Raw genomic sequence first — 11626 nt, 5'->3', positions numbered from 1 at the left:
GGGACGGATGGGGCCTCGACCTGGCAGATCGACACGAGCGCTGCAACACGCCGCATGAACAAATTGCGGACGGCAGGGGCGCGACTCGCATCCACTATACGGCGAATTCGCGAACTGACAAGCACATCGCACAACAAACGAGAAGACCGGAGTAAGGGGGCCGCAAAGCTCAATAAGGACATGGGCAGCGGCCCAGGAGTGGTGATCCGTCCCAGTCCTCGACTGGCCACGTCCCTCGCGGGCTCTCGCCGGCCCAGGTGCTCACCGAGAGCCCGCGTGGCGGCGCGGTCGATGGCCAGAAAATCCGTTTATTTTCGCCAGGTTACAAGAATCGTCGCCGGCCGCTCACGAAAGGTGAGCCGCGTCTGGCTCGTCCGAGCACTGTAGAGGGCGGGCCGGGGGTCGGTCTGGGATGGAGCGTGGTTGGCAGCCGTTCGCCCTGCGGCGGCGCCGCGGGTGACTTCCGATCATCGTCTCCTCACGGAACATGGGATACCGCGATGGATATCGCCGGACGGAGGACACCTCGATGCGGATCGCGGACGGCGCAGCTGCGCGCGTCTGGGGGGGGCTGCGCCGATCGCGACCCGCATCAACGGATGCGCGCCGGCGCTTCTCGGAGGTAGTCGAGCAGCCGGGCCTCGTCGCTGCCGATCATCCGATCGATGCCGTCCTCGCGGAAATGGCGCTGGATCTGCAGCGCCCCCGCGGTCGTCCGCACGAGGATGGCGACGCGCCGGAAGCGGCCCATCACGGGCGGCCGAATCCGCTGCATCGCCGCCTCGAACTGCGGGTCGTTCCGCCCCACCGCGGCGCGCAGATCGATGAGCAGACACAGCCGATGGCGGTCGACCCGGTCGAGCGCGCGGCTCACCTCCATCCACAGCTCCTCGAACTGCGCGACAGACTCGGACGGCAGCGAGCTCCTCGTGACCCGGGCGATCTGCGAAACCGGGTCGATCGTCACCGTGTGGTGCGCGTTGCGGAGGAGCTCGAGCATGGCCAACGACCATTCTATCAGACCCAGAGCAGCCGAGCGAGCGAGCGAGCCGGGTTACACGGCCGGGCAGGAGAGAGTAGGATCTACCGATGACCGACCTGCCCGTCGCCCTGCGGCCGCTCGATGTCAGCGAGCTCGATGCGTTCGTCGAGCTCGCGATCTCTTCGTACGCGGGCGAGCGCGCGAGCGCCGTGGACGCCCGGACCGCGGACGCGCTGCGCAACGCGCGCTCCCAGGTGGAGGCGCTGCTGCCGCAGGGGCTCGCCACCCCCGACCACCACCTCTATTCGGTGCTGGAAGGGAATGCCGTGGTCGGGCACCTCTGGATCGGGATGACCAGCGTGGACGGGTTTCGAAGCGCGTTCATCTACGATATTCACCTGCGTGAGGACGCCCGCGGCCGGGGCCTCGGGCGCCGGGTCATGGCGCTCGCCGAGGAGGCCGCCCGCGGCCTGGGCGCGCGGTATATGGAGCTCCACGTCTTCGCGCAGAACACGCGGGCGCGGCGGCTCTACGAGTCGCTCGGCTACCGGATCACGAGCCTGAGCATGAGAAAGCGCCTGGGCTGACGGCTGCCCGGTCACCGGATCGCGAGCGGGATGCCCGGTGATCCGGACGCGCCCCGGAGGGGCAGCGGGCTGTAGACGTAGAAGAACTCGTAGGGGCTCTTGTGGCCGTGGGGCCGCTCCTGGAGCTCCGCGGCCAGATCCGCGGCCAGCTCCGAGAGCACCATCACCTCGTGCATGAAGATTCCGCTCTTCACCAGCAGGTGATGGTGCACCGGGAAGACCACCCCCGGCGCCACCGGAGGCTTCGGCGGGGTGACCTCGATGCCGAAGTTGTCCGACCCGACGCAGGCGATGCCCTTCGATGCGAGCCACTTCGCGACCTCGAGCCCGATCCCCGGCTGGGCCAGCCCCACGCCTGGCTGCGTGTAATACCCCTCGGTGCCGAGCTCCCAGTTCTCCTCCCAGCCCGTGAAGATCAGCACGACGTCGCCGACGCCGATGTCGCGCTCGTCCATTTTCTGCGCGCGCAGCGTCTTCTTCACCATGGCCAGGGTGATCTCCTGGCCGAACGCGAGCGTCTCCCCGCCGTTCGCGTAGCGCTTGACGTCGAGGAGCACGCCGCGCGTGACGAGCGGCTTCACGTGCTCGACGCCGAGGTGCGCGAGCCCGTCCTCCGTGAGGATCTCGGCGCCAGTGAACTGATTGTAGAAGAGCGCGTCGGCGGGGTCCGTGCTCCCGGGCGGGATGTAGCCGAAATGGCCCAGCGCGTCGAACTCCGTCCCCATCTGGCCGAACTCCCCGTGCATCACCTCGGAGTTCGTGACCTGCTGCTGGATGACCGCGGTCGGCCCGGCCTCCAGGGAGAGCCCCTGGTTGCCCGGGAACGTCGGCATACCGGGCTCGTAGACGTGACCCAGACGATAGACCTTGCCCTCCTTGATCAGGCGCTTGCCCTCGAGGACCTTGTCCGGCGTCTGCGTGTTGGAGGCGCCCGCCTCGTCGTCAGGGCCCCACGGCGAGGGACCGGGCATTGGATCGTAACTCTCCAGCATCGGCACGCCGCGGGCCAGCGCTGCCCCCGCGACCAGGCTGACGGCCATGGTCACCACGATCGCGCCACGCAACGGCATCACTCCAGGCTTCATAGGCAACCTCCTGGGTCACATCGCACGTTGTACCGACAGCGCCCCGCGCTCCGTCATGGGCGCGGGCGCATGTCACCCATAGAGTACACCGTCAGGGGCGCCAGGAACCTGCTCTCCTGAGGTTATCGCGGGCTTCGCCAATGCTGTGAAGGCCTTGTGCGTATCCGCGTACACCCGGTCGCTCGGTGGGAGCGCGCTCGGTCACCAGCGGAGCCGGCGCCCGAGCGCGTAGGCGATGCCGCTCTCCAGGGTCCCTTTGGTGACGATGCCGCTCAGATCGGCGCCCATCGTCGTGAGGGTCTGCGCGATCTGCGGCTTGATCCCGGTGAGCACGACCCGGGTGCCGAGCAATCCCGCGGCCCGGGCCGCGTCGACGAAGGATTGCGCCACCCGCTCGTCGACGACCTTCACCCCGGTGATGTCGAGGATGGCGATCCTGGCCTGCTGGGCGGCGATCCCTTCAAGCAACGTCGTCAGGATCTGCTCGGCGCGCGCGGGGTCGACGCTCCCGACGATCGGCATCGCGACGACGCCGGGCGCCAGCGGCAGGAGCGGCGTGATGAGCTCCTGGATCGTCGCCTGCTGCATCTCGATGAGCTGCCGTTGCATCTCCGCGCGCTCGGCCTCGGCCTGCTTGGCTCGGCTGATGTCCACCGAGATCGTCCCGACCGCGTAGATCTCCCCCTCGGCGTCGCGGATGGGGAACTTGGTCGACAGGTAGGTGCGCGGACCGTTCGGGAAGACGAGCACATGCTCGGAGGCGGCCGGGCGTCCGGCGACCGCCACCTCTTCATTGGCCTTTCGTATCGAGGCGGCGGCCGGCGGCGGGAGAAGGTCGTAGACGACCCGCCCCAGCAATTCCTCGCGGCTCATCTTGTAGAACGACTCGATTTCGCGGTTCACGAGGAGGAGCCGGCCCACGGCGTCCACCGCGACCATCATGGACGGCGTGTATTCGAGGAACCCATGGAGCAGGCTCTCACTCCGCTCGAGCATCTGCTCGGTATGCTTGCGCGCGGTGATGTCGTGCGCCGACCCCAGCATCCGCCGCCCCGGTCCCTCCGGATCGCGGCCGAGCGCGACGCCTCGCTCGACGAACCATCGCCAGCCGCCGTCGCGACCGCGCACGCGGTACTCCACCGTCGCCTGCTCCCCGCTCTCCGAGGCGGCCACGCGAGCCCGGTACTCCTCGATGCGACCGATATCGTCCGGATGGACACTCGGGGACAGGCCGTCGCCGCGGGGCGAGCCCGCCGCGGCTCCGCCGCCCTCCCCGAGGAGATCGGCGAGCTCCCGGTTCCAGTAGACGTACCGCCCCTCATCGAGATCGAGCACGTAAACGAGGCTGGGCAGCGCCTCGAGCAAGCGCTCCGGGAGGCCGCGGCCGGCCGCCTCCAGCTCGGCGACGCGGGAGCGCAGGCGCTGCACTTCCTTCTGCAATGCGTCCAGCTCCGCCTCGAGCGCCACGGTCTTCTGCGCGTCCATCACCCTTCCAGGGCGATGGTATCCCAGCCCCGGGCTGAGGTGGATCACAATTTTCCTGGGTATCCTGGTTCTAGCACGATCGCGCGCGACGCTTCGTCGAGCGCGATGTCGGCGCGGGGGATCTCGCCCGTCAGGCTGTCGAGCCAGCGGGTGATCAGGTGCACCTCCTTGTCGGCCAGCTCCTTCCCGAGCTGGTGTCTCGCCATCATCCTCACGGCCTCCTCCAGCGAGGAGACCGAGCCGTCATGGAAGTAGGGGCCTGTCTTGGCGACGTTGCGCAGGCTGGGCACCCGGAAGACCATCCAGTCGACGTCCCGCCGCGTGATCTCGTAGCGGCCCCTGTCCTTCGTGTCGGGCCACGGCTTCACCAGCCCGGTCTTCTGGTACATCGTCGCGCCGAGGTCGGGCCCGAAGTGGCAGGAGACGCAGCCGAACTCGACGAACACGTTGAAGCCCGCCCTCTCCTCGGCGCTCAGCGCGGTCTTGTCCCCCTCGAGGAACACGTCCCAGCGGCTCCGCGTGAACAGCGTGGCCTCGAACGCCGCGAGCGCCCGCGCGACGTTGTCGAACGTCACGGCCTGCGGCTGCCCGGGAAACGCCAGCGCGAACGCCTGCCTGTACCCTCTGGACGAGCGCAGCGCCGCCTCGATGCTCTCGGGCGCCGACGCCATGGCGCTCCGGGACTGGAGCTCTTCCTTGGCCTGATCCACGAGGTTGTTCTGCCGGCCATCCCACAGCAGCGTGGAGTAGCCGGCGACGTTGTAGACGCTCAGCGTGTTCCGCGGGGGCTCGAGACCCTCGCTCCCGCGCGATAACTTCCTGTGATCCACGCCCCAGGCCTCGAGCGGGTGGCACGAGGCGCAGGCGAGGTCGTGGTTCCTGGACAGGCGCGGATCGTGGAAGAGCATCCGGCCCAGCCTGATCTGCGCCGCGGCGGTCGGGTCCGGCGGCTTCGCCGGGCCGGCGGGCAGGGGCGCGAAGCTCGCCAGCCGCTCCGGCGCGATCGCCGAGGGCGCCGTCGGCGCCATGCGGGAGAGCCCGAAGGCGAGCAGCGCGGCGGCCGCGACGGCGCCGCCCAGGATCACGGTGAAGCCCCGCCGGGGCCGCGCCGGTGCGGCCGAGCTGGCAGCCGCGTTGTGCTGTAGGTCCGCCGCTCCCTCGGGGAGGGTGGATGTGACGAGCGGGCTCACGGACCGGTGCGAGCGCGGCTGTGCGTCGGCCGATGGCCGCTGCGAGCTGCTGGCGCCACGCGGCGATCTCTCGCCGGCGCTGCCGCTGTCTCCTCGCGCGGGTGAGAGCTGCTCGGTGGCCGCGAGGGATGGATCGCTGCGGTCAGGCTGCTCGCAGGCGTCACCCGGCGCGCGGTAGCTGTGGATGTGCTCGACAGAGGCGCTGGCTGCCGGCGTCCCGAACGGCTCGATCGCCTGGGCCAGCTCGACGATCGTCTGTGGGCGCAGGCGTCGATCCTTCTCCAGGCAGCGCAGGATCGCGCTCTCGAGCGCCGCCGGCACGTCGACTCCCCATGCGCGGATGGCCGCGGGCGGGGCCTCGACGCCCGCGAGCAGGCTCTCCGGCGTCCACCCGACCTCGAAGGGGCGGTGCCCGGTGATGAGCTCATAAAGGATCACGCCGAGCGCCCAGATGTCGGCGCGCTCGTCTGCCCACTTCAAGCTGAGCGCCTGCTCGGGCGCCATGTACGGCATGGAGCCCGCGATCACGTTCGAGGTCGTGAGGCTCCCGGTCCCGTCATCGACGGTGGACTTCGAGAGGCCGAAATCGAGCACCTTGATGAGCGCCGACCCGTGCTCATCTCTCGCCAGGAACAGATTGGCCGGCTTCAGATCGCGGTGGACGATCCCGTGCGCGTGGGCCTCGGCGATCGCCTCGCACGCCTGCAAGACGAGGTCGACCGCTTCGGTGATGGGGAGGTGATCGCGCGCGCCGAGCACCTCCCGAAGGTCGAGCCCCGTCAGGCGCTCCATGACCAGGTACGGCGTGCCCGCGTCGAGCAGGCCGGCGTCGAGCACGCGCACCACGTGCCTGTCCTGGAGCGACGCGGCGGCCCGGGCCTCGCGCAGGAAGCGCTCCACGGCGTCGGCCGTGCGCATGCAGCCGGGGAGCAGCAGCTTCAGCGCGACCGGCTGTCTCAGCGCCACGTGCTCCGCGGCGAGGACCACCCCCATCCCGCCGCGCCCGAGCACGCGCTCGACCCGATACCTCTCTGCGAGGATCTCGCCCGGTGCTGGGACTCCAGGGATGGATGCGTCCATGGTCTCTCGACGAGGTGGCGACGCGGAGGGACAGGCACGACCGCCCGGGCTCGGCGGCGCGACGCGGCCCTGTGGCCGGGAACATGGGCGAGGTGATCCCCACCGGCAAGGGCCCGCAGCGGGCGAGCTGCGGTGTCAGGTCGGGAGGGCCGTATCCCGGACCGCCAGCCGCCGGCGGCGCGCATCGCGGAGGCGCCTTGCCGGCAGGACGGCCAGCGCGAGCGCGAAGGCCATGAGGGTGGAAGCGCTGCGCGTCGGCTGACCTGGACCGCCAATGCGGCAGCCGCCACCCCCGCCGACGTCGGTCCCAGGACTGCCCGTACCGGCCGACGCCGTGCTACTGCCCGCGTTCCCGCCGCCGCCCGCAACACTGCTGCTCGCATCGCCGCCGGCATCACCGCCAGAGCCGCCGCTGCCCGCAACACTGCTGCTCGCGTCGCCGCCGGCCTCACCGCCAGAGCCGCCGCCGCCCGCCACCGTGCTGCTCGCGTCGCCGCCGGCATCACCGCCAGAGCCGCCGCCGCCGGCCTCACCGCCAGAGCCGCCGCCGCCCGCCACCGTGCTGCTCGCGCCGCCGCCGCCGGCCTCACCGCCAGAGCCGCCGCTGCCCGCCTCACCGCCAGAGCCTCCGCCGCCCGCAACAGTGCTGCTCGCGCCGCCGCCGCCGGCCTCACCGTCAGAGCCGCCGCTGCCCGCCTCACCGCCAGAGCCTCCGCCGCCCGCAACAGTGCTGCTCGCGCCGCCGCCGCCGGCCTCACCGCCAGAGCCGCCGCCGCCCGCAACAGTGCTGCTCGCGCCACCGCCGCCGGCCTCACCGCCAGCGCCGCCGCCGCCCGCGCCGCTGCTGCCCCCGGGCGCGCACTGGCCGGCCTCGCAGGAGCCGCTCAGGCAATCCGCGTCAGCCACGCACGCCGCGCCGTCCAGGGACGGCAGCGCGTACACATAGGCCGCGCCGCTTCGGTTCAGAGGGGCGCTGTGGTACGGCGCTCCGACGATCACGCTCCCGCCGGCGTATCCCGTGCTCCACCCGAAAAAGTCCAGCGTTTGCCCATCCGACGGCGCGAGCGTTCGCGCCTCCGTCCATGTTCCTTCTCCTCCGTGAAACACGGACACGATCCCCTTGTTGTCAGCCACGCCGACGAACCCGGCGACCACGGCGTTGCCCAGGAGCTGTACCCCTGTCGCCTCGCTCCCTCTCAAGGCGGGCACGAGCTTCGCCTGCTCGGTCCAGGCGCCGCCGCTCCGCGTATAGACGTACACCGCGCTCTTGGCTCCGATGGCCGCGGTGTCCCCGGCGAGATCGACCGAGAAGCCGAAGGACGCGCGGGCGCTCATGTCATGCGGCAGGAGCTTCGCCTGTTGCGTCCAGCTGCCCCCATCACGCACGAACACGTAGGCCGAGCCGGCGAACTCGCTGCCTTCCGGCGAATCCGCCGCCGCGCCCACGATCGCCGTGTCGCCCGAAACAGCGACCGACCAGCCGAATCCCCGAGGGCTGTCCTGAGGCACGAGCTCCACCCGCGGCGACCACGCGTCGCCCGTCCTCGTGAACGCAAACGCCTTGCCCAGCACGATGTCGATGTCCTCTCCCACCGTGCTCGCGACGAGCGTGTCCCCACCGACGTCGACCGCCATCCTCGAGAAGCTCAACGCCGGATCCTCGGGGACGGTCAGCTTCGCTTGCTCCGACCAGGCGCCGTCGCTCCGGACAAACACATAGACGCGCTCTTCGTACGGCCGCACCTCATAGTTGGCGCTGGCCATGACGGCAGCGGTATCGCCGTCGAGGGCCACCTGACGGCCGAACACCATGCCGTTCTCGCCGTCGCTGGGCACGAGCGTGGCGTCGAGCGTCGCGGCCCCGCCGCTCACGGTGTAGATGTGCGCAGCGCCGCGGGTCAGGCTGTTCTCGTCCGGCGCTCCGATCAGCGCCGTGTCGCCGCTGCCCGCGACCGCGAACCCGAACACGCGCTGGAGGGCCGGAGTCTCCTCGGTCAGCTTCTGGTCCTCGGTGACGGTGAGCGCCGCGCGCGCGGCCGCGAGCCGTCCTTCGTCGGGGCCTGGAGCGGCGCACGCCGCAGCGCAGAACGCTGTTGGAATCATGAGCATGCGTTCGATTCGCCAAACCTTCATCGGGTGCACCTCGGAGCGCGGAGCGTAGCCGGAGCGCTGCCTCGTGGGAATCGGGGCGGAATCGCAGCGGTCCCGTGCCGGGCGCTGGCGCCGGCGCCTCCTGTGGTCAGCTGGAGGCGAAGACTCGCAGGGTGGGGGGCTCTGCTCCACGTCAGGTGGACGCCGCTCACGCCATGAGAGACGACCTTCCGGGCAGTGCTCAAATTTGCCCGGAGAGAGTTCACATGAAGGCGGGAAGAACATTGATCTTTTCTTCCCGCCTTCCCGCCTTCATGTTCAATTTTGAGCACTACCTAGAGCGACAAACGGGTTGAAACCACGAGAAAAAGCAGGAATTTTCACAGGGAGGCGGGGAGGGTGCGACCAGGCAAGGCTGGTCCCGAGGGAAAGGAGTGAGCGGTAGCTTCTGAAATCGGGTTTCGCTGTCCAGCGGGTGCGAATCCCGCCCGGCCAAGGTCACGCCCGGCCAGCCGGAAGCCAGCCTTGCGACGGACCCCGTGAGGGGCTCGGCGATGCGTAGGCAGGTGAGTGAGCGAGCCGCAGCATGCCAGCCACGAAATCCTCCACTTTCCGGGTGCCCAGGGTGTTCTCTCGCCTGAAGGCAACAGCGTCCTACCTCGCAAGGGCGGGAGGGGGACGCACCCGGCGGGGTAGTTGGCTGCGGCGCGCAGCAAGAGGACGGTCCAGGCACCTGGGAGGCCCTCGTCTCTCCACGAGAAACGCCGGTACGACGGGGAGCCGGTGATCCGTCCCCGGGGCGAGACACGCCGCGGATGCCCGTGTCTCGCAGCCGAGCCCAGCGGGCTCCGCAAGGAAATGCGCATCCGCCTCGCGGTAGGCCCACAGCAAGGGGAACCGGAGCCGAAGCCGAAGGAGACGAGGGAGTCGGAGGGTCCCATACGAGCGACGACGCGGGCGAACGGAGGGCATCGGAGCCTGTCGAGCAAAGGGGACCCGTGTCGAGAGGAACTTCAGGAGGGAACCATGAGCGCTGCCACGACGGCGAACATCATGTCACCGGGACTGTTGAAGGTAAGGGAGAGAGCGGAGCGAGACCCGGAAGGGGTCCTCCTCGCGCTGGCGCACCTCATCGACGAGGAAGCGCTGCAGCGAGCGTACCGCAGCCTCCGCAACGAGGCAGCGGTGGGCGTGGATGGCATCACGAAGGAGCAGTACGGGCAGGACCTGGAGCGCAACGTTGGCGATCTGCACGCGCGGATGAAGTCGATGCGTTACCGGCACCAGCCCATCCGACGGGTGCACATCCCGAAGGAACGGGGCAAGACGCGACCGATCGGCATCTCGTGCACCGAGGACAAGATCGTCCAGGCCGCGGTGCGGGAGGTACTGGAGGTCGTCTACGAGCCGGTCTTCCGAGACGTCTCGTACGGGTTTCGGCCCGGTCGCAGCGCGCACGACGCGCTGCGCGCCCTGAACCGGATGCTGCTCGGCGGGGTGGAGTGGATCCTGGAGGCCGACATCGAGTCCTTCTTTGACAGCATCGACCGCACGAAGCTGATGGAGATGCTCCAGGCCCGGGTCGCCGACAAGTCGCTGCTGCGGCTGGTCGGCAAGTGCTTGCATGTAGGGGTCCTCGACGGTGCGGAGTTCTCCGCGCCGGAGGATGGGACGGTGCAGGGCTCGGTCCTGTCGCCGCTGCTGGGCAACGTCTACCTTCACCACGTGCTCGATCTGTGGATCGAGCGCGACGTCCAACCGCGGCTCATGGGTAAGGCCACCCTGATCCGCTACGCCGACGACTTCGTCATCGGCTTCGAAAGGGAGGACGACGCGAAGCGGATGATGGAGGTGTTGCCGCGACGCTTCGAGCGGTACGGACTGAAGCTGCACCCGGACAAGACCCGCCTTCTGCCCTTTGGGCGCCCGGACAACCGGGATTCCGGGGGCGAGGGTCCGGCGACCTTCGACTTCCTCGGCTTCACGTACTATTGGCGGCGAAGCCGATCGGGGCGATGGATGCCGGGCATGAAGACACGCAAGGCGCGCCTCCGACGGGCCATCACGGCCGTCGCCGACTTTTGCCGACGCCATCGGCACTTGCCGGTCAAGGAGCAGCACGCCGCGATCACACGACGCATCGTTGGGCACTGCAATTACTTCGGCGTAAACGGAAACATCCGGAGCCTCGCGCTCTTGATCCGTGAGGCCGAACGGGCATGGCACAAGTGGCTATGCCGGCGGAGCCAGCGTGCGTACCTGAACTGGGAGCGATTCAAGGCCCTGCTGCGGGATTTCCCGCTGCCCAGGCCGAGGACCCGCGTCCAGTTCTGGGCGTCCCCCTGAGTCCTCTCGGCGGAAGAGCCGGATGGTGGAAATCTCCTTGTCCGGATCTGGCGAGGGCCCACCGGACCCGTCGGTCCGGGGGGCTACTCTACCGGGGAGCGAGAGACGGCAAGAGGGAGAAATTCATTTTTTTTCTTCCTCCCCGCCTCCCTGTGAAAATTCTCCGGGTTTCAACGTGATCGGTGTTCTAGAGCGGCCCGGCTCGGTCGCGGAGGGACATCCATCAACGAGAGCATCGCGACGACACTCGCGGCGGCCAAGGCGCTCGCTGTCGCGCGCGCGCATGATCACCGACACCCTCCCCAGAGGTGTTCGAGCGCATCACCTCCCCAGGATGCCAGCGTGCCGTCGCTCCTCAGGCCGCAGGACTGCGCTATCCCTGCGGTCCCTTGCTGGGGATCCCCTTTGGAGGTTTCGCGATTCAAACGCGATCCGGAAGTCAAGATCCTTACAGCGGCCGTCCCATCGTACAGCCAGGCTGCACGCGCTGGTTGACATAGAACGCCTTACGCGGCCCACCTCCCTCCTGGAAAGTGATGCTGTATCAAAAATTTATCTGTAGATCAAAAGGGCTGCGTTCACTCGACAGCCTGCGGGGGCTCTCAACAGTGCTCGTTGAGCATGGTTGCTGGGTAATAAAGAGAGTGGAGGCCCTGCGGCGCTCACCCGTCGGATGGGTTTGCTCGGCGTGACCGCTCGCGGCCACCCAACGGCTGTGTCCGGCCACGACAGCGTCGACTGAATTCGCCGAGGGAACGATTGTAAAAAACTCAGAAACCA

The 11626-nt window shown here is 69.0% G+C and carries 7 protein-coding genes; 2 read left to right on the top strand and 5 right to left on the bottom strand.

Annotated elements, in window-relative coordinates:
- Positions 1 to 592 precede the first annotated feature (592 nt).
- Complete coding sequence (locus tag WME97_RS37405) at positions 593 to 1000, bottom strand: hypothetical protein (protein ID WP_437544877.1); 408 nt, start codon at positions 998 to 1000, stop codon at positions 593 to 595.
- Positions 1001 to 1089: 89 nt separating this feature from the next.
- Between WME97_RS37405 and WME97_RS37400 the strand changes: the two genes are divergently transcribed.
- Positions 1090 to 1569, top strand: a complete 480-nt coding sequence (locus WME97_RS37400; protein ID WP_437544876.1) for a GNAT family N-acetyltransferase — start codon at positions 1090 to 1092, stop codon at positions 1567 to 1569.
- An 11-nt stretch (positions 1570 to 1580) separates the two neighbouring features.
- Here the strand turns inward: WME97_RS37400 and WME97_RS37395 are convergent, their stop codons facing one another.
- The 4 genes from WME97_RS37395 to WME97_RS37380 form a co-directional block, all read right to left on the bottom strand.
- Complete coding sequence (locus WME97_RS37395; RefSeq protein ID WP_437544875.1) at positions 1581 to 2654, bottom strand: cyclase family protein; 1074 nt, start codon at positions 2652 to 2654, stop codon at positions 1581 to 1583.
- A 201-nt stretch (positions 2655 to 2855) separates the two neighbouring features.
- The gene (locus WME97_RS37390; protein ID WP_437544874.1) at positions 2856 to 4139 is read right to left on the bottom strand and encodes a PAS domain-containing protein; all 1284 of its coding nucleotides are present in this window, start codon (positions 4137 to 4139) and stop codon (positions 2856 to 2858) included.
- A 44-nt stretch (positions 4140 to 4183) separates the two neighbouring features.
- Positions 4184 to 6409: a cytochrome c peroxidase gene (locus WME97_RS37385; RefSeq protein ID WP_437544873.1), complete on the bottom strand. Its 2226-nt coding sequence runs from the start codon at positions 6407 to 6409 to the stop codon at positions 4184 to 4186.
- 135 nt (positions 6410 to 6544) lie between these two features.
- Complete coding sequence (locus WME97_RS37380) at positions 6545 to 8512, bottom strand: hypothetical protein (protein WP_437544872.1); 1968 nt, start codon at positions 8510 to 8512, stop codon at positions 6545 to 6547.
- 1014 nt (positions 8513 to 9526) lie between these two features.
- Here WME97_RS37380 and ltrA point away from each other — a divergent pair.
- Complete coding sequence (ltrA, locus tag WME97_RS37375; RefSeq protein ID WP_437544871.1) at positions 9527 to 10846, top strand: group II intron reverse transcriptase/maturase; 1320 nt, start codon at positions 9527 to 9529, stop codon at positions 10844 to 10846.
- Positions 10847 to 11626: the final 780 nt, after the last annotated feature.

Source organism: Sorangium sp. So ce367, from assembly GCF_051520455.1.
Lineage (GTDB): Bacteria > Myxococcota_A > Polyangia > Polyangiales > Polyangiaceae > Sorangium > Sorangium cellulosum_B.
Note: the sequence above shows the minus strand (reverse complement) of the source record. Positions and strands in the feature narration are given on the sequence as shown.